The organism is Polaromonas aquatica (genome assembly GCF_042659145.1).
GTDB lineage: Bacteria > Pseudomonadota > Gammaproteobacteria > Burkholderiales > Burkholderiaceae_C > Polaromonas > Polaromonas aquatica.
Genome location: NZ_JBHSRS010000081.1, coordinates 57,087 through 74,639 on the forward strand (window position 1 = coordinate 57,087; position 17,553 = coordinate 74,639).

Here is a 17,553-nt window from a genome sequence, read left to right on the forward strand (position 1 = left end):
GGGCTCAGGCTTCAACAGGGGATCGGGGCGCCAGCCCCTGGCCAGCGGGCGTGGCATCGGGCTCGTCCAGTTCAATGGCGATCTGGGTGCAAACGCTGCGGCAGATCGCCACGGCCTTTTCACTCTGCACCCGGTAAATCACCTGCGCGCCCTCCTTGCGTTTGGCCAGCACACCGGTGCGATACAGCACTGCCAGGTGCTGGGACAGGTTGGGCTGCGTGGTGTCGATTTCGAGCAGGAGCTCATTAACGGATTTCTCACGCACACACAGGGCGCTCAAGACGCGCAGGCGCATAGGCGTCGACAGCACGGCAAACAGCTCGGCGGCCAGCTCAAACACCCGCCCCTGCTCTATCGGCCCATCAGACGGAATCATTTTTTTCATAAACGGTTGGCACTCAACATATAAGCAATTACTTATATATTAACGGCAAGTATCGCCAAAAATGCAGCGGATTTACCCTTGGGTGCAGCACATGCGCGCACGAGTCAGGAAATGGGGGACGACCTGGGCCGTGATGCTTAAGCGTTCGCCTGCGCGGCTTTTGACGTGCAGCTGCTCAATGCACCGGCCTGATTTGAATGCTATTAATTTGGTAGCTGGCTGCGCGCATAAAACGGGGGCCAAAGGCCTGGTTCATGCCCAAACTACCATCCAGGACTGCAGGTCAGCCAGAAACGATGCAAACCTCGCCAGTTGGCGGCAAGCCAAGCTCGCGCTTGGCATCGGCAACATTTGCCGCCTGGGGCAAAGCCACGGCGTTTTTAACGGCGGTCAGCTCGGCCAGGATAGAGATGGCGATCTCCGGCGGCGTTTTGCTGCCTATATAAAGCCCGATGGGGCCGTGCAGTTTGCCTAGTTGTTCCTCGTTCAGGTCAAAATGCTCGGCAAGGCGTTCACGGCGGCGCTGGTTGTTCAGGCGCGAGCCAATGGCCCCGACATAAAAAGCTTCGGACCGCAGCGCTTCCATCAACGCAAGGTCGTCCAGCTTGGGGTCGTGTGTCAGCGCAATCACCGCGCAGCGGCTGTCCAGCTTCATGGCCTGCACCACATCGTCCGGCATGCCGGTGGCCAGTTCCACGCCGGCGACCTGCCATGAATCGCGGTACTCCTCACGCGGGTCGCACACCGTCACGGCGTAGTCCATGCCTTGCGCAATTTGCGCCACAAAACGCGACAATTGCCCCGCTCCGATGATCAGCAGCCGCCAACGTGGGCCATGCAGCGTGACCAGCGCGCTGCTGGAAACCTGCATGGACTGGGTCGGCAAAGCGGTGCTCAAGGTCACGGCCCCCGTCTGCAGGTCAACGCGGCGGGCGACCAGCTCGCCAGCTTCCAGCCGCCGCAGCAGCTCGCCCAGCTGGCTGGCCGGTGACAAGGGCTCGATGGCCAGCTCTATCGTGCCACCGCATGGCAGGCCAAAACGATGCGCCTCGTCAGCCGTGATGCCATAGGTGACGATGCCGGGCTGGACACGGTTCAGTCCTTCGCGCCGGGCGCGGTCAATCATGTCGTCTTCAATGCAGCCGCCCGACACCGAACCCACAACGCGGCCATCCTCGCAAATGGCCAGCATGGAGCCTTCCGGCCGCGGGCTGGAGCCCCAGGTTTTCAGCACAGTGACCAGTTCGCAGCGCAAGCCCGAGGCCAGCCACTGCGAACAGGTTTTCAGTACTTCAAGGTCTATGTTGTCCATAAGCCGCAGGTTACCGCAAATCAGGCGGGGCTGAATCACGCCCTGGCAAGGTTCTCATGCAGCGGCAACTGGCGCACGCGCTTTCCGGTCGCCGCAAACAGGGCGTTGGCCACCGCCGGCGCCACCAGCGCAGTCGCCGGCTCGCCTATGCCGCCCGGCTTTTCAGTGCTGGGCACCAGGGTGATGTCCATCACCGGCACCTCGTTCATGCGCAGCACCGGGTAATCGCCGAAGTTGCTTTGCTGCACACGGCCCTTGTCCAGTGTGATCTGGCTGTTCAGTGCAGCCGTCAAACCAAACACGATGCTGGACTGGATCTGTGCCTGCACCGTGTCCGGGTTGATCATGCGGCCCAGGTCAGCCACCACCGTCACCTTGTGCACCGTGATCTGTTTGTCCTTGACCGAAATCTCCGCCACCTGGGCCATGTAGGTGTCATAACCTTCCATCAGCGCAATGCCCCGGAAACGCCCCGCAGGCGCGGGCGTGGACCAGCCGGCCTTGTCGGCGGCCATCTTCAGCACATTGGCAAAACGCGGCTGTTTTTCAAGCAGGGACATGCGGTAGGCATACGGGTCCTTGCCCGCACCGGCGGCCAGCTCGTCAATGAAACTTTCATTGGCAAAGGCATTGAGCGCATGGCTGACAGAGCGCCAGTAACCCACACGCAAACCGCTGTCGTGCTTGACGATCTCGTGCCGCGTAGCGGGAATCTCATAAGGCGCCAGTGCCGCCTCGCTCATCAGCGGGTCCATCGCCTCCGGCGGCAGGCCAAAGACCCGGCCCGTGACCGACTGCGAGACCATGCGGAAAGTCATGGCGGTTGGCTTGCCATCAGGACCGACGGCTGCGGCCAATTGGTGCACGGACATGGGGCGATAGAAATCGTGCGTCATGTCGTCTTCACGCGTCCAGAGCAGCTTGACCGGCTTGTTGACGGCCTTCGATATCTGCGCTGCCTGCACGATGAAGTCCAGGTCAATGCGCCGCCCGAAACCACCACCCAGGAAAGTGGTCCTGAGCGTGATGTCTTCCGGCTTCATGTCCAGCGCCTTGGCCACCGCACCCTGCGCGCCGTCCTGCCACTGGGTCGGGCCTATCAGCGCCATCTTGCCATTGCTGTAACTGGCGGTGAAGTTCATGGGCTCCATGGTGGCGTGCGCCAGCAGCGGCGACACATACTCGGCCTTCACGACCTTGGCAGCGCCCTTGATGACCGCATCGGCATCGCCCACGGCCTTGAGCGGCAGCGGCTTGTCGGTCGCGTTGCGTATGCCTTCCAGCATGGACGCATTGTTGATGCTCGCACCCGGGCCTTCATCCCACTGCACGGCCAGCGTTTCGCGCGCTTTCCGGGCATGCCAGTAGCTGTCGGCCACCACGGCCACGCCGTCGGGAATCTGCACCACGTCAATCACGCCCGGCATGCCCTTTGCCTTGGCGCCGTCGAAGCTTTTGACCTTGCCGCCAATCACCGGGCATTGCTCCAGCGAGGCGTAGACCATGCCCGGCAGCTTGACGTCTATGCCGAACTCGGCCGTACCGTTGACCTTGGCAGGTGTGTCCAGCCGCTTCGTCGGCTTGCCCACAATTTTGAATTCGCCCGGGTCCTTGAGTTTCACCTCCTTGGGCACTGGCAGTTTGGACGCCGCCTCAGCCAGCTGGCCGTAAGTCGCTTTTTTGCCGCCGGGGCCGGTGACCATGCCGTTCTCAGCCTTGAGCTGCGAGGCGCTGACTTTCCACTTGTCGGCCGCGGCGGCTACCAGCATCTCGCGCACCTGGGCACCCGCCACACGCAGTTTCTCCCAGCCATCACGCACCGAGGTCGAACCGCCGGTGAGCTGCGGGCCGCCCAGCAGCGCATTGCCGTAGACCTTGCCGTCGGGCGGCGCGATCGCGACCTTGATGCGGCGGATATCCACGTTGAGCTCCTCGGCGATCAGCATGGGCATCGAGGTATAGACGCCCTGCCCCATCTCCGAGCGGGCAGAGATCAGTGTGATGGTGTTGTCGTCGGCGATATGCACCCAGGCATTCGGTGTGTAAAGCATGCCGGCCGCCTGGGTAGTGAGCGGCAGGCCCAGGGTCACGCCCAGCAGCAGCCCGCCTGTGACGGCAGACGAACTCTTGAGGAAATTGCGGCGATCAACAGAGGCTATCTGGCCGGCTTGAAAAGTGGTGTTCATGATGATTCCCCTCAAGCTTTACGCATGGTTGAAGCTGCATCCTTGATCGCGGCCTTGATGCGGGGATAGGTTCCACAGCGGCAGATGTTGCCGCTCATGGCCGCATCAATGTCCGAGTCGCTGGGGTTCCTGTTGGTTCGCAGCAGTGCTGCAGCGCTCATCAACTGGCCTGACTGGCAGTAGCCGCATTGCGGCACATCGTGTTTGATCCAGGCCACCTGCAAGGGGTGGGTATTGTTGCGCGAAAGGCTTTCAATCGTGGCAACCTTCTTGCCAGCCGCGGCAGACACCGGCGTCTGGCAGGAGCGCACGGGCTGGCCGTCAAGGTGCACGGTACAGGCCCCGCACAAGGCCACCCCACAACCGAACTTGGTGCCGGTCATGCCCAGCTCGTCACGTATCACCCACAAGAGAGGGGTGTCAGGTTCAGCGTTGACTGAAACGGCTCGGCCGTTTACGGTAAGTTTCGTCGTCATGGTGGGTCCCTTTGTTATGGTTCAAAACGTCCAGCAAGCCGGATTCCCACAGCATGCTCCGACTGGGCCATAACAAGCTCTAAGTAGAAACCCTGAACCGAAACAAAGTCTTAACAAGTTTTCTCAACTTGAAACAATTTCTGGCTGGACGGCGATGACGCCGTCCGCAGCAGTTGCGGCCGAAGCGCCCCGCGAGCCTATCGGGCTACCGATGAATTTCAGCTGCCGCTGAACCGCGGTTCGCGTTTTTCCAGTCTGGCACGAATGCCTTCAGTCTTGTCGGCTGTAGAAAAAAGAAGCTGGAACGACTTGCGCTCAAATTGCAGGCCCGCATCAAGGTCAAGGTTCATGCCCTGCAGTACGGCCTCCTTGATAAAACGGACGGCCGTGGGCGGCAAGGCGGCCAGCTGGTTTGCCAGTTGCAGTGCCCTTGGCTCAACCTCCGCATCGTCCACCACTTCACTCGCCAGCCCCATTGCCGCGGCGGCCTCTGCCTTGAAAGGCTCACCGGCGAGCAATATTTTCATGGCTGCAAACTTGCCCACCGCGCGCGTCAGGCGCTGCGTGGCGCCGCCGCCGGGCATGATTCCTATCCTGACTTCGGGTTGCCCGAAGCTCGCGCTTCTTCCGGCAATGATGATGTCGGCATGCATGGCCAATTCGCAACCACCGCCTAGGGCATGGCCGCGCACGGCGGCTATCACCGGCTTGCGGCAGCCTGCGATGGCGCCCCACAGCCGGTCCATGCCGCGGCCAATGATCTCCACCGGCGTTGCGTCTACATACTCGTTGAGATCGGCACCGGCGCAGAACGCCCGCTCGCTGCCGGCGAGGATGACGACGCGGACGCTGTCATCGGCATCCAGCGTCGTGAAGGCCCGGGCCAGCGCCTGGCGCAGGGCCAGGCTCAGCGCATTGAGCACTTCGGGGCGATCAAGCCGGACCATCGCCACGCCATCTGCTGGACGTGTCAGGATCAGCTCGCCGGCGCCAGCCGTACCGCTTTTTTCGCTCATGAAGAAAACACCGGCCTGCGTTTTTCAAAAAATGCGTTCACGGCCTCATGGTGATCCGCAGTCTGGTGCGCCAGGCCCTGCACCCTGCCCGCCTCCGTCAACGCCTGGTCCAGCGTTTGTGCCTGGGCCTGGCGCAGCAGCTGCTTGGTCCAGCGCAGAACCTGCGGAGGATTGGCAGCGATGCGTCCGGCCAGCTCCAGCGCTGCCGGCATCAGTTCCTCCGGCGCCACAACCCGCGAGACCAGTCCGATAAGCAGGGCTTCGTCTGCCGCAATCGTATCGCCCGTCAGCGCAAGTTCTGCGGCCCGGGACTGCCCGACCACACGCGGCAGCAGCCAGCAGCCGCCATCTCCGGGAATGATGCCCAACTTGACAAAACTCTCTGCAAAACGCGCGCTGCTTGACGCGATGCGGATGTCGCACATGCTGGCCAGGTCGCAGCCCGCGCCCATCGCGGGGCCATTCACGGCCGCAATGATGGGAACGTCAAGCGCCTGGAACGCGCGCGGGATACGCTGTATGCCCAGTCGGTATCCTTCGGTGATCTCTTCAGGTCCGCCGCCAAACATGCCGGTTTTGTCGCGCATCTCTGCTACATTGCCGCCCGAACAGAAGGCTGTGCCGCTGCCGGTAAGGATGGCTGCACGTACGCCCTGGTCCGCGTTGAGCTCCGCGAAGCGGCTTTCAAACGCGGCGAACATGTCCTCACCGGACAAGGCGTTACGGGTCCCTGGCCGGTTGATGGTTAGTACGGCCACATGCCCGTGGCGTTCCAGCAGAATCGGCAAATCGTTGGCCATGGTGCTCCTTGAAAACGTCTCACAAACCCAGCACACGCTCGGCATTGCCGTGCATGATCTTTTCCATCACTTCATCCTTGTAGCCCAGCTCTTTCCATTCGCGCAGGATGCGCTCGTACGGCAGGCTGGGGTAGTCGCTGCCGAACATGATCTTGTCCTGCAGGCGGCCGCGGATGTCCACCTTGAGGTTACCCGGAAAGTGCTTGGGCGCCCAGCCCGACATTTCCCAGTACACATTGCCTTTATGCAGCGCGACGGCGGTGGTCTCGTCCACCCAGGGCCAGCCGGGATGGGCCATGATGATTTTCAGGTTCGGAAAATCAGCGGCCAGGTCGTCGATCGCTGATGGATGCGCGTGCCGCACACGAGCACCGTTTCCGCCCGGCATGCCGGCGCCCATGCCAGTGGTGCCCACATCTATCATCACCGCCGCGCCCAGTTCGTTGATGACCTCAAACAGATCGTAATGCCGCCTGTCGTTCACGGCGAAGTGCTGCATGATGGGGTGGAAATGAAAGCCAACAAAGCCGAGCTCCTTCACGGCCTTTTTGGCCTGCTGGATGGCAATCTCGCCCTTGGCCGGTTCGACCGCGCCCCAGCACTGGATCACTCGTTTGGGGTGCCGCTTCCACATGGCGTGCACATACTCGTTCGTGCAGGGCGGTGTGGCGACCGTGGTTTCAAGGTCCAGCGCTACCAGGCAGGCTTCCACGCCGGCATCGGTGAACTCATTGATGACGCCCTCTTCGTCCTTGGCTACCCAGTCGCGTTTCCAGTAGGTTGCCAGCGCTTCGGGGTATGGGCCCTGGGCATCAATCCAGGTCTGGGTTCCGGGGTAGCAATGCAGGTCAATGATTCGCATGTTTTTCTCTGTTTATCTGTAGTTGTGTGATGTTCAGGCCGTGGCAGCTTGTTCCTGGGCCAGCCTGGCTGCCACCATTTCACCCAGGGCCTTTTTGGACACCTTGCCGAAAGTCGATACGGGGAAATCGGTCAGTACTTCCAGCCGCTCGGGCAGCTTGAATTTTGCGATTTCTTTGGTCAGCAAAAACGCCACCAGTTCCTTGAGCTGCAGGGACTGACCTGCATGCAGGATGACATAGGCACACATGCGCTCACCCAGGTTGGCATCGGGCATGGGCACGATGGCCACGTTTTGCACTGCGGGGTGCATGAGGACAAGATTTTCAATTTCTTCTGCGCTGATTTTTTCGCCACCGCGGTTGATCAGGTCTTTCTTGCGGCCTTCGACGATGTAGTTGCCCGACGGGTGCTGGCGCATCAAATCACCCGAGCGGTAAAAACCGTCCGGTGTGAACTGCCTTGCGTTGTACTCGGGCACGCCGTAGTAGCCACGCAGGGTGTAGGGGCCGCGGCAGGTCAGCTCACCGACTTCGCCAAATGCGACTTCCCTGCCGTCGTCATCAACAAGGCGCACCTCGTCGTCAGGGCAGATGGGGCGGCCGCAGGTTTCAAGCTTGACGTCGGCCGGGTCGTCAAAGCCCACAAACATCAACACGCCTTCGGACATGCCAAAGTTCTCCTGCACAAAGGCAGATGGAATCAGCTCTGTCGTTCTGGTGCGCACCTCGGGCTGCATGCGCTGGCCGCCGCTCTGGATCTGCTTGAGCGAGGTCAGGTCGTATTTACCGATGGATGGGTCATTGATCAGGCGTATCAGCAGGGCCGGCACCACTTTCAGGTGCGTCACCTTGTGCTGCTGGATCAGTGCAAACATCTCTTCAGGGCGGGTGTTGGCATGCACGACCACCTTGCCGCCGTTGAACATGAAGCCCTGGATACCGGGACAAGCCAGCGGCAGGTTGTGCGCGATCGGCAGCACCAGCAGCAACACCGAGTCGCCATCCACATGCGCCGCTTCTGACGCCACTTTGGAGTTGTAGGCGTAATCATTGTTGGTACGCGGAATGAGTTTGGGAATGCCCGTGGTACCACCCGACAGCTGGAAGATACAGGGGTCGGTCGGGTCAATCCTTATCTTCTCAAGCTCGCTGCGCTTGAGTGTTGCCGGCTTTTCAATCAGCTCAACCAGCGAGTGTTCGCCCTTTCCTGCCTTGCCCAGCACGATGCGGAACTTCAGCGACGCATGTTCGGCCTGCACGCGGTCAATCACGGGCGCAAAGGCAAAGTCGCCCTGCGTCTCCGGATAAACACAGGCCGTGGCCTGCGAGAGGTTCACAAACTGGCTGATCTCCAGGTAACGGTGCGTGACCAGCGCGGCAATCGGGATCGCACCCAGCTTCTGCAGTGCAAAGTACAGGATGACAAACTCGGCCACGTTGGGCAGGGTCGGCACCACGCGGTCCTGTGGCTTCAGGCCCAGTTCCAGCAGGTTCAGTGCGAGGTTGTCGGTGATGCGGTCCAGGTCGGCGTAGGTATAGGTGCGTTTGCCGTCTACCAGCGCGACGCGGTCCGCATAACGCTTGAACACGGCGTCAAACTCCTGCGCCAGCGACTGGTCGCGCCAGTAGCCCTTGGCACGGTAGTCAGCGGCGAACTCCGGAGGAAAAGGTACAAAGCCTTGCAACATGATGTTTGCCTTTGCGTTGTGGAGCGTCAAGTCAGGTCGAGCTGGTAAAACCGCCGTCGATAACGACGATTTCACCGGTCACAAAGCGGTTGGACTGGAGCAGGTTCATCATGGTCTCGGCCACATCGTCAGCCGTGACGCAGCGCTTCAGCGGTGTTGCCTTTGCACGCTTGCCCATCAGGTCTTCATACTTTTCGCCCAGCATGCGCTCCATCCAGTCGCCCTCCATCCAGCCCGGCGCGACGGCGTTCACGCGAATCTCCGGGCCCAGGTTCCAGGCCAGGGTCTTGGTCATGTTGACGACGGCCGCCTTGCTGGCGGCATAAGGCAAAGGCTGCGGGCCGGGGCGCAGGCCGACGATGCTGGCGGTGTTGACGATGGACGGGTTGCTGCCCTTTTTAAGCAGAGGCACGGCCGCGCGCGTCACCTGGAACAAGCCGCGCACGTTGACCGCAAAGGTACGGTCCCACTCAGCGAGGTCCAGGCTTTCAAGGTCCTTGACCTTCCATTTGGCCGTGGTGCCGGCGTTGTTGATCAGCGCATCGAGGTGGCCGAACTTCTCGTCAATGGTTTTCATCATCGCGCGCACGGCGGTTTCATCGCTCACGTCGCATTGAATGCAAAGCGTGGCAGCGCCCAGCTTTTCAGCTTCGGCTGCAGTTGTTTTTGCGGCTGCGGCGCTGGAGCCGTAATTGATGGCGATGTCGTAGCCGGCTTTCGCAAGAGCCAATACAGCACTGCGGCCTATGCCGGTAGCACCCCCGGTCACGAGGGCTTTTTTGCGTGTTGTCATTGAGGTTTCCTTTTAGGTGAATTGATATTGCTTGCGCGCCATGGCCGCTACCCTGGGTAGCCCGGGCTCGGCGGCCTTGCGATAAGCGGTTTACTGCGGCTGCAGCCCCAGGTCGATGACGGCTCTTTTCCAGGCCGAGCGCTGCTCCTGCACGAAGTCGCCCAGCGCTTTGGGCGTACCCGGTTTCGGATAAACACCGAGTTCTGCGAAACGCGCTACCAGGTCAGGGGCCTGTATGACCTTGTTGATATCGCGGTTGACCTGCTCAACCACACCGGCCGGTGTGCCGGTCGGCGCATAGACGGAGAACCAGCCAATGGACTCAAAGCCCTTCACGGTCTCGCCTGCGGCAGGCACATTTTCAAAACCGGGCAGGCGCTCTTTTGAGGTCACGGCAAGCGCCCGGAACTTGCCGGCCTTGACGTACTGCGTGAGCGCCGGCAGGCCATCCACCGTCACGGCGGCTTCGTTGGCCAGCAGAGCCGTTGTCGCTGCGGCGGACCCGCTGTAGGGCACGGTGAACATGGGCGCGCCGGTGGCACGACCCAGCATTTCACCCGTGAGGTGCGGCACTGAATTGGTTTGTGCCGCTGCAAAATTGAGCTTCCCTGGCTGGGCCCTGGACGTCCTGATCAGGTCAGCCAGCGTCCTGATGTCGGACGACTGGTTAACGACGATCATCATCGGGCTGGTGCCAATGGCGGCCACCGGCACCAGGTCCGTGTCTATATTGAACTGCGGATTTTTGTACAGCTCGGGGGTCAGCGTCACAACCGCTGCCGGCACAAACCCCAGCGTGTAGCCGTCGGCCGGCGAACGCACCAGTGCAGCCATGCCGGGGATGCCGCCTGCCCCCGGACGGTTCTCGACAAACACCGCCTGGCCCCAGGCCGCGCCCAGGCGGTCGGCCACCAGGCGCGCAATCACGTCAGGCGCTGCACCTGCAGGAAACGGCACGATGAGGCGCACCGGTTTGCCCGGCCAGGCCTGTGCCGCAGCCGGCGTACTGAAAGCGCCGGCCAATCCGAGCAAGGCGGCCAAAGCAAACGCAATGAGATGTGACCTGCGGCCGCCGCCATTGGCGGACTGCCGTGAACTGGATGTTTTCATGTTGTCTCCGTCTGTTTTATTTGATTGATAAACCGGTGTTCATGCAGCACCGATGCCCGAAATTTAGGTTGTTTGAGTGATTTCAAAAAGATGGCAAAATTTGCTTGCCGATGCCAAAAATGCATCTCCCGGATCACACACTTTTTAGACGGATGTACTCATGAAGCTGACCCAGATGCGGGACATGGTGGCGGTGGTTGAACGCGGCAGCCTGCGTGCGGCAGCGCGCCACCTCGACCTGGCGCAACCGGCATTGACGCGCAGCATAGGCGCGCTGGAGCGTGAACTGGGCGTGACTCTGTTTGAGCGCGAAGCGCGCGGCATGGTGCTCACCTCGGCGGGCAAGCTGTTCCACCGCCGCGCCAGTGCGGTGATCAATGAAGTGCGGCGGGCGCGCGAGGACTTTGAGCAGACGGACGGCAACATGGGCGGCACCATCACCGTCGGCCTGTCCATCATGCCGCACATGGGCATGCTGCCCGAGGCGCTGCCGGCCTTCCGGCGCCGCTACCCGCTGGTGCGCCTGAAAATCATCGAAGGGCTGTACCCCGCCATGGAGGCCGGACTGCAGGACGGCAGCATTGACTTTTACCTGGGCGCCTCACCCAAGGGTGAGCCGGCCGGCGGGCTGGTCGCGGAAACACTGCTGCACAACACACGAACAGTGATAGGCCGCAGGGGCCATCCGCTGGCAGGTGCAAAGTCCATCAGGGAACTGGCAAAGGCCGAATGGGCCACGACCACGCTGGATTTCCATGCCGCAACAGACCTCAACGAACTGTTCGCCAAATACAGGATGCCGCCGCCCGCCGTGATGCTTCAAACGCACTCCGCGCTCTCGGTCATCGTCGCCCTGTCGAGTTGCGACCTGCTGGCGATTTTGCCGGCGCAATGGAACGAGTTCCCGCTCACACGCGACGTGCTGCAGGTCATCAACATCAAGGAAAAACTGCCGGCCCCGGACATTGTGATGATCCGCCGGCCAGACCTGCCGCTGACCCCGGCGGCAGATTTTTTCTGTGACTTGATGAAACGCTATTTGCCGGTTTGACTTCACTACCCCTGTTCGGGCTGAGCCTGTCGAAGCCTTTTTGGGCCCCTTCGACAAGCTCAGGGCGAACGGTTACGTCGTTGGCCCAAGAGCCTACTTGGCAGCAACCCTGTCCCTGATCTGCTGCAGCGCAGCCGGATCATCCATGGTCGTCAGGTCACCCGCATCGCGGCCTTCGCACACCGCCTGAATGGCGCGGCGCAGCAGCTTGCCGCTGCGAGTCTTGGGCAGCGCGCTCACAAAACGCACACGTGATGGCCGGGCCACTGCACCCAGGTCGCCGTCAACACGTTTCATGATGTCGCCTTCGAGCTTGAGCGAGGCGGCCGCATCATCCAGCACGGCCGACTCCTTGGGCACAACAAAGGCCATGGCGACCTGCCCTTTCAGCGCATCGGCCACGCCGACCACCGCGACCTCGGCCACGCCGGCGTGGCCGGAGATGCTTTCTTCAATCTCGCGCGTGCCAAGCCGGTGCCCGGCCACATTGATCACGTCGTCGGTGCGGCCCAGGATGAAGAAGTAGCCGTCTTCATCGCGTATGCCCCAGTCAAAGGTGCTGTAGACCATCTTGCCGGGCACGCTTTTCCAGTAGGTGTTGACGAAACGCGCATCGTCTTTCCAGATGGTTTGCATGAAGCCCGGTGGTGTCGGGCCGTCGATCACCACCACGCCTTTTTCATTCGGCTGGGTCAGCTCCTCGCCGGTGGACTCGTGCAGAATCTTCACGCGGTAGCCGTACATGGGCACACCCGGGCTGCCGAACTTGCTGGCTTTTTTCTCGACACCGTTGGCAATCGTGATGATGGGCCAGCCCGACTCGGTCTGCCAGTAGTTGTCGATGATGGGCACGTTCAGCCCTTCGCTGATCCAGCGCCCCGTAGGCTCATCCAGCGGCTCACCTGCGAGGAACAGCGCCCGCAGGCTGGACAGGTCGTTTTTTTTCAGCAGCGCCGGGTCCTGCTTTCTTAAAACGCGCACAGCCGTCGGCGCGCTGAACATGGCGGTGACCTTGTATTTTTCGACCAGGCTCCACCAGATCGCGCCATTCGGTTGTCCGTCCATGCCTTGCGTGGGCAGGCCTTCGTACATGATGGTCGCCATGCCGGCGATCAGCGGGCCGTAGACGATGTAGCTGTGGCCCACGACCCAGCCGATGTCGCTGGTGGAAAAGTAAGTCTCACCGGCGCGGCCGTCAAAAATGTGTTTCATGCTGGCGGCCAGGGCTACGGCGTAACCGCCGGTGTCACGCTGCACGCCCTTGGGTTTGCCGGTGGTGCCGCTGGTGTAGATGGTGTAGCTGATGTCGGTTGAATCAAGCCACACGCAATGCACCTGGGCGGCCATGTACTTGGCGCGCAGTGTGCTCCACAAAAGATCGCGGCCGGCGACCAGATGCATGGGTGCAAGCTGGCGGTCAACCAGCAGTACGGCGTCGGGTTTGTGGGTCGACAGCTTGATCGCTTCGTCCAGCAACGGCTTGTAGGCGACAACCTTGCCGCCGCGTGAACCGGCGTCGGCGCTGATGATGACTTTGGGTGTTGCATCGTCAATGCGCGAAGCCAGCGAGCCACTCGCAAATCCGCCAAACACCACGCAGTGAATGGCGCCCAGGCGCGCGCAGGCAAGCATCGCAAAGGCGGCCTCGGCAATCATGGGCATGTAGATCAACACGCGGTCGCCTTTCACAACGCCCATGGCCAGCAGGCTGGCCGCCATGCGTTGCACTTCGACATGCAGCTCCTTGAAACTGTAGGTTTTTTCAACACCGGTTTCGCTGGACACATAGATCAGCGCGGCCTGGTCCGCACGGTCTTTCAGGTGGCGGTCAACGGCGTTATGGCAGAGGTTGGTCTGCCCTCCCTCATACCAGTGGGCAAATGGCGGCTTGTCGTAGTTGCAGACGCGGGTAAAAGGTTTATGCCAGTCGATCAGTTTGGCCTGTTCGGTCCAGAAGGCCTCGGGCTGGTCCATGGACTGGCGGTAAAAATCGGCGTAACTTGCCATGTTCTTGTCTCTGCTTTCATTTTGAGGGTTGGGATGGCACAGGCCACAGTATGCGCAAGCCGCTAGTATCGACAGGGGCCTTGCGGCAGCCTGACGGCGCGCCCCTCATGCGCGGGGTACCCGCTGGGTCCCCCGTATGCTCTCGAAAGCTGCGCCGCCCGTCCGGCCAGACGTTTGCAACGCGGCGCAGGGCCCTCCTGAGCGAAGTCCATAGGGAACGGGGTGAGGTCCTAGTGCGGCGGCGCTGCCCGCGGCCGCATGGCACGCGGCAAAGCCCCCTGAAAGACGTCGGTAATATCGCGTATCTCATGACGCGCAATGGTTTCACCATAGGCTGTTGCCAGGGCAAGCATCAACTCGCTGCGCAGATACCAGAGCCCCTGGATATCCCCAGCTTGTTTAATGCGCCAGGAAAGTGGCGTTGCCGTTGCCTGCACCCGTCCCAGGCGGGAAAGCATCATCGCCCGAACCGCCTCAAGCCGGTCGTCCAGGCGTTCAGGAGACGTCCGATGGACGGAGCTGCCAAAAAGCAGGGACAGCCTTCTGAGCATGCCGAACCGGAGTAGCCGCTTGGTGCCCCAGACCTCGGTCGCGCGAAAGCAACTCCGGGCGGGAGTCATTGGCGCACCATCGTACGGGTGTCGGCAAACTCGTACCTGGTGCGCGCCGCGTCACGCTGCTGCAGGCCAAAGTTGCGTGGCGGCCTGGTGCAGGACGCCCCTTCCCGCCAGAGCTGCCAGACCTTCGCGCGGATACTCTCAACGCTGGGGGTGCTGCCCAGGGTCGAATAGGCATCCACCAGAACATGCAGCGTGCATCCAAGCTGAGCGCACCAGTACAGCAACGCCTGCATGTGATGCGGATGCTCAATGGCCGGGATATTCATCCTGTCCGACTCGCACGGCACATAGTCGAGTTCAATCAGACCCTGCTTGATGCCGCGACATACCTTGTCGAATGCGATGGCGACGGCATGCTCAAGCCGGTCAACCTGGGATAGCCTGCTGCCTGAAAATGCATGCAACACCAGAAACTCGCGAACCAACTCGCTTTTCGAATAGTGTGCCTCGACGTTTTGCGGCGTTTCTGCGTAATTCCAGTTCCATGAGAACCGGTCGAAAATTGCCTTTTTTGTCATTCTGCGTGTCTCCTGTCTGCGGAAAGCCATGAATGTCCAGCCGGGCTCGCAAGTGTTTCGACTCCTGGTGACATCTCTATCTCTATTCCTGATATGTTGATGGAAGATGGATCTGACCGGCATCTAGCGGCCGCCGAAACCCGAGACACTCAGCACCGCGCGTGCAAGCTCCGAAGCCTCGTTGCTTTTGTCAAGAAAAAGGGCGGCCCCCGCCGCCATATAGCGTGTACGGTAGCCCGGCGTGGCATGATTGCTGAAGATAATGAAAGGGATCTCGGGCGCGACCTTGCGCACTGCATTGAGCACGCTCAGGCCGGTGCCTCGTGAAAACTGGGCGTCCAACACCACCACGTCCGGACGGATTTCCAGGATGCCGGCGATGCAGCTTTCAGGGGTATCGGCCTGCCCCACGATCTTCAGCTTGCTGGAAGCCAGCATGGCAGCGGTACGGTCACGTATCAACGCTGAGTCATCAGCGAGGAAAATTCTGACGGGTGGAATGATGGGTTGCCGCATGCCTCCAATGTGCCCCGTCACGCGGCTTCACAACATAGGCATCTGCTGAACTACGGTATCGGATTGCGCCGTTTTTTGGGCGCCAGGCTTCCGAGTTGTCCTAGGAATTTTCCCAGGAGCCTGTTTACCATTTAATTGGGCCGAGATGCCCTATCGTGAAAAATGCCTCGACCGCCCTTCGGGGATTCCCCATCAAGGCCTATACCTCATCGCCCAAACCGTGCCTGATCGCGTAGCGGATCAATTCGCTCTGGTTTTGCGTGCCCAGCTTGAACATCAGGTTGGTTTTGTGGGTACTGACTGTTTTGACCGACAGGGAAAGCTTTGCAGCGATATCGGTCAGCGATGTACCGGTCACCAGCATGCGGAAGATTTCGAACTCGCGGTTCGATAGGCTTTCATGTGCAAGGGCTTCACTCCCCGGCATGGCGCCGAGCGCCAATTGCTCGGCTACTTCCGCGCTGATGAAGGCGCCGCCCGAAGCGATCTTGCGGATGGCCTGTTCCAGCTGCGCGGGCGCGCTTTCCTTCGTCAGGTAGCCGCTGGCCCCGTTCTTGATGGCACGCACTGCATATTGCAACTCCTGGTGCATGCTTAGCACCAGGATACGCAATCCCGGCTTTTCACTGCGAACGAGCTTGATGAGCTCCATGCCGCTTCGGCCCGGCATGGAGAGATCCAGCACGAGAAGATCGCACTCGGTGTCGCGCACCCGCTGCATCACTTCGGCGCCGTCCCCCGCCTCGCCCGCCACGCTCATGTCGCCAATGGAGAAAATAATCCGCTTGAGACCCTCGCGCACGATCGCGTGATCGTCAGCAATGACTATCCGTATCATTCCGCAGACTCCAGTTCCGGCAAAGGTATTACCACCCGGATACACGTCCCCTTCCCCAGGGCGGTATCAACATCTATCGTGCCCCGCAGCAGCCTGGCCCTTTCTCGGAGCCCCATGAGCCCGAGAGAGGCCGCCTTGCGCGGCGCGTCCAGCGCGAAACCCTTGCCGTTGTCCTCCACCAGCAAGGCCACGCCCGTAGCGCTTTTTTCAATTTTCAGCTCGACCCTGGAGGCCTCCGCGTGTTTTGAAACATTGACGAGCGCTTCCTGCACGATGCGAAAAACCGCTGTCGCATAGGGTTCGCCCAGCTCGACTTCGTCATCAAGCGACAGATGGCAAACGATGCCGGAACGCTGCGTGAAATTGTTTGCAAGCCACTCAATGGCAGGAACAAGCCCCAGGTCGTCCAGCAGCAGCGGCCGGAGATCGGAAGCAATGCGCCTGGTGGCCGCAACGGTCGTGTCCAGCAGCGCGAGCATGTCCTCCAGCTTGTCGCGGGGCGCATCCGCGTCGGCGGGGAGCATCTCGCGCACCCATATGGCATCCATCTTCAGTGCCGTGAGGGACTGCGCCAGTTCATCGTGGAGCTCCCTGGCGATCCTGGTTTTTTCGCTTTCGCGCACGGCATGCACGGCCGTTGCGAAGGCGCTGAGCTCCTCGCTGGCACGCACCCGCTCCGTCACGTCGCGCAGGATCACGGTAAAGAGCTTGCCCTGCGGCGTCGCAAGGTGGGATATTGAAGCCTCCAGCGGAAACTCCTGGCCGTTTTTTCGGACTCCGTAAAGCACCATGCCGTCGCCCATGCGCCTCGAGGTTACCCCGGTAGAACCAAACCGCGTGACCTTGACGGCATGCTCCGCATGGAAGCGCCGCGGTATCAGCCGGGTAAGAGGCCGGTTAAGCACCTCGGTTGGTGTCCAGCCGAATATCTTTTCCGCCGCCTGGTTGTAGAGAAGAATATCCTGCGCCTCGTTCACCGTCACAATCGCGTCCATGGCGGAGTCGATCAGGCCAGCCATGCGTGCGTCCGCGCCATCGAGTGCCACATCGCTCGCGCGCCGCTGGACCGCTTCACGCCCTGCATGAATAAACGCAAGCACGGTGGTCAACGCGGCCATCACAACAAGCGCAGGAAGGCTGAACGCCACATACCAGTTAGAAGCAACATCTAACGCCGCAGCCGTTGTCAATACCGAAGCGAATGCAAGCAGCAGTGCCAGAGAACGACGCGTGGAGGCCGCCAGGCTGGCATGCCCGAACTTTAAAGACGGCATAAGGTAACAGTCCAGAAGTGTCGCGCCATCTTACGCCGCAAGGCCCATGCAGGCATGCCTAAATGGGGTCCGCGGCCTTCTTCGCCGCACACGACTAGCG

Annotated in this window: 17 protein-coding genes; 1 reads left to right on the top strand and 16 read right to left on the bottom strand. The window is 61.1% G+C overall.

Annotation, left to right across the window (positions count from 1 at the left end):
• Positions 1-4: 4 nt before the first annotated feature.
• From ACFQND_RS17065 to ACFQND_RS17110, 10 genes are all read right to left on the bottom strand, one after another.
• Complete coding sequence (locus tag ACFQND_RS17065; protein ID WP_371435302.1) at positions 5-385, bottom strand: ArsR/SmtB family transcription factor; 381 nt, start codon at positions 383-385, stop codon at positions 5-7.
• A 283-nt stretch (positions 386-668) separates the two neighbouring features.
• Complete coding sequence (locus ACFQND_RS17070) at positions 669-1,697, bottom strand: XdhC family protein (RefSeq protein WP_371435301.1); 1,029 nt, start codon at positions 1,695-1,697, stop codon at positions 669-671.
• Positions 1,698-1,732: 35 nt separating this feature from the next.
• Positions 1,733-3,883, bottom strand: coding sequence for a xanthine dehydrogenase family protein molybdopterin-binding subunit (locus ACFQND_RS17075; protein WP_371435300.1), 2,151 nt, complete (start codon positions 3,881-3,883; stop codon positions 1,733-1,735).
• Between the two features lie 11 nt (positions 3,884-3,894).
• Complete coding sequence (locus ACFQND_RS17080; protein WP_371435299.1) at positions 3,895-4,359, bottom strand: (2Fe-2S)-binding protein; 465 nt, start codon at positions 4,357-4,359, stop codon at positions 3,895-3,897.
• 218 nt (positions 4,360-4,577) lie between these two features.
• Positions 4,578-5,375, bottom strand: a complete 798-nt coding sequence (locus ACFQND_RS17085) for an enoyl-CoA hydratase-related protein (RefSeq protein WP_371435298.1) — start codon at positions 5,373-5,375, stop codon at positions 4,578-4,580.
• The gene (locus ACFQND_RS17090; RefSeq protein ID WP_371435297.1) at positions 5,372-6,175 is read right to left on the bottom strand and encodes a crotonase/enoyl-CoA hydratase family protein; all 804 of its coding nucleotides are present in this window, start codon (positions 6,173-6,175) and stop codon (positions 5,372-5,374) included. Before ACFQND_RS17090 ends, ACFQND_RS17085 begins: the two co-directional genes overlap by 4 nt.
• Before the next feature lie 19 nt (positions 6,176-6,194).
• A complete protein-coding gene (locus ACFQND_RS17095) occupies positions 6,195-7,037 on the bottom strand; it encodes an amidohydrolase family protein (protein ID WP_371435296.1) in 843 nt (280 codons plus the stop codon).
• A gap of 33 nt (positions 7,038-7,070) precedes the next feature.
• The gene (locus tag ACFQND_RS17100) at positions 7,071-8,726 is read right to left on the bottom strand and encodes a (2,3-dihydroxybenzoyl)adenylate synthase (RefSeq protein ID WP_371435295.1); all 1,656 of its coding nucleotides are present in this window, start codon (positions 8,724-8,726) and stop codon (positions 7,071-7,073) included.
• A gap of 31 nt (positions 8,727-8,757) precedes the next feature.
• On the bottom strand, positions 8,758-9,519 hold the full coding sequence (locus ACFQND_RS17105; RefSeq protein ID WP_371435294.1) for an SDR family NAD(P)-dependent oxidoreductase: 762 nt from the start codon (positions 9,517-9,519) through the stop codon (positions 8,758-8,760).
• Positions 9,520-9,609: 90 nt separating this feature from the next.
• Positions 9,610-10,629 (bottom strand): Bug family tripartite tricarboxylate transporter substrate binding protein, encoded by a 1,020-nt coding sequence (locus tag ACFQND_RS17110; RefSeq protein WP_371435293.1) that lies wholly within the window; start codon positions 10,627-10,629, stop codon positions 9,610-9,612.
• A gap of 160 nt (positions 10,630-10,789) precedes the next feature.
• On the opposite strand from ACFQND_RS17110, the gene ACFQND_RS17115 reads away from it, so the two are divergent.
• Entirely contained in the window at positions 10,790-11,680 is an 891-nt protein-coding gene (locus ACFQND_RS17115) for a LysR substrate-binding domain-containing protein (protein WP_371435292.1), read from the top strand.
• A 93-nt stretch (positions 11,681-11,773) separates the two neighbouring features.
• Here the strand turns inward: ACFQND_RS17115 and ACFQND_RS17120 are convergent, their stop codons facing one another.
• The 6 genes from ACFQND_RS17120 to ACFQND_RS17145 all read right to left on the bottom strand — a co-directional run bounded on the left by ACFQND_RS17120 (position 11,774) and on the right by ACFQND_RS17145 (position 17,453).
• Entirely contained in the window at positions 11,774-13,729 is a 1,956-nt protein-coding gene (locus tag ACFQND_RS17120; protein WP_371435389.1) for a propionate--CoA ligase, read from the bottom strand.
• A 188-nt stretch (positions 13,730-13,917) separates the two neighbouring features.
• Positions 13,918-14,307 (bottom strand): hypothetical protein, encoded by a 390-nt coding sequence (locus tag ACFQND_RS17125; RefSeq protein ID WP_371435291.1) that lies wholly within the window; start codon positions 14,305-14,307, stop codon positions 13,918-13,920.
• Positions 14,304-14,825, bottom strand: coding sequence for a hypothetical protein (locus ACFQND_RS17130; RefSeq protein ID WP_371435290.1), 522 nt, complete (start codon positions 14,823-14,825; stop codon positions 14,304-14,306). The genes ACFQND_RS17125 and ACFQND_RS17130 overlap by 4 nt, the downstream gene beginning before the upstream one ends.
• Before the next feature lie 123 nt (positions 14,826-14,948).
• Positions 14,949-15,341, bottom strand: coding sequence for a response regulator (locus ACFQND_RS17135; RefSeq protein ID WP_371435289.1), 393 nt, complete (start codon positions 15,339-15,341; stop codon positions 14,949-14,951).
• A gap of 199 nt (positions 15,342-15,540) precedes the next feature.
• On the bottom strand, positions 15,541-16,179 hold the full coding sequence (locus ACFQND_RS17140) for a response regulator (protein WP_371435288.1): 639 nt from the start codon (positions 16,177-16,179) through the stop codon (positions 15,541-15,543).
• Complete coding sequence (locus tag ACFQND_RS17145; RefSeq protein ID WP_371435287.1) at positions 16,176-17,453, bottom strand: PAS domain-containing sensor histidine kinase; 1,278 nt, start codon at positions 17,451-17,453, stop codon at positions 16,176-16,178. Before ACFQND_RS17145 ends, ACFQND_RS17140 begins: the two co-directional genes overlap by 4 nt.
• Between the last annotated feature and the right edge of the window lie 100 nt (positions 17,454-17,553).

Bases quoted from the DNA above. Each gene is read 5' to 3' on its own strand.
- ACFQND_RS17065 (WP_371435302.1), bottom strand. From the start codon at position 385: ATGAAAAAAATGATTCCGTCTGATGGGCCGATAGAGCAGGGGCGGGTG.
- ACFQND_RS17070 (WP_371435301.1), bottom strand. From the start codon at position 1,697: ATGGACAACATAGACCTTGAAGTACTGAAAACCTGTTCGCAGTGGCTG.
- ACFQND_RS17075 (WP_371435300.1), bottom strand. From the start codon at position 3,883: ATGAACACCACTTTTCAAGCCGGCCAGATAGCCTCTGTTGATCGCCGC.
- ACFQND_RS17080 (WP_371435299.1), bottom strand. From the start codon at position 4,359: ATGACGACGAAACTTACCGTAAACGGCCGAGCCGTTTCAGTCAACGCT.
- ACFQND_RS17085 (WP_371435298.1), bottom strand. From the start codon at position 5,375: ATGAGCGAAAAAAGCGGTACGGCTGGCGCCGGCGAGCTGATCCTGACA.
- ACFQND_RS17090 (WP_371435297.1), bottom strand. From the start codon at position 6,175: ATGGCCAACGATTTGCCGATTCTGCTGGAACGCCACGGGCATGTGGCC.
- ACFQND_RS17095 (WP_371435296.1), bottom strand. From the start codon at position 7,037: ATGCGAATCATTGACCTGCATTGCTACCCCGGAACCCAGACCTGGATT.
- ACFQND_RS17100 (WP_371435295.1), bottom strand. From the start codon at position 8,726: ATGTTGCAAGGCTTTGTACCTTTTCCTCCGGAGTTCGCCGCTGACTAC.
- ACFQND_RS17105 (WP_371435294.1), bottom strand. From the start codon at position 9,519: ATGACAACACGCAAAAAAGCCCTCGTGACCGGGGGTGCTACCGGCATA.
- ACFQND_RS17110 (WP_371435293.1), bottom strand. From the start codon at position 10,629: ATGAAAACATCCAGTTCACGGCAGTCCGCCAATGGCGGCGGCCGCAGG.
- ACFQND_RS17115 (WP_371435292.1), top strand. From the start codon at position 10,790: ATGAAGCTGACCCAGATGCGGGACATGGTGGCGGTGGTTGAACGCGGC.
- ACFQND_RS17125 (WP_371435291.1), bottom strand. From the start codon at position 14,307: ATGACTCCCGCCCGGAGTTGCTTTCGCGCGACCGAGGTCTGGGGCACC.
- ACFQND_RS17130 (WP_371435290.1), bottom strand. From the start codon at position 14,825: ATGACAAAAAAGGCAATTTTCGACCGGTTCTCATGGAACTGGAATTAC.
- ACFQND_RS17135 (WP_371435289.1), bottom strand. From the start codon at position 15,341: ATGCGGCAACCCATCATTCCACCCGTCAGAATTTTCCTCGCTGATGAC.
- ACFQND_RS17140 (WP_371435288.1), bottom strand. From the start codon at position 16,179: ATGATACGGATAGTCATTGCTGACGATCACGCGATCGTGCGCGAGGGT.
- ACFQND_RS17145 (WP_371435287.1), bottom strand. From the start codon at position 17,453: ATGCCGTCTTTAAAGTTCGGGCATGCCAGCCTGGCGGCCTCCACGCGT.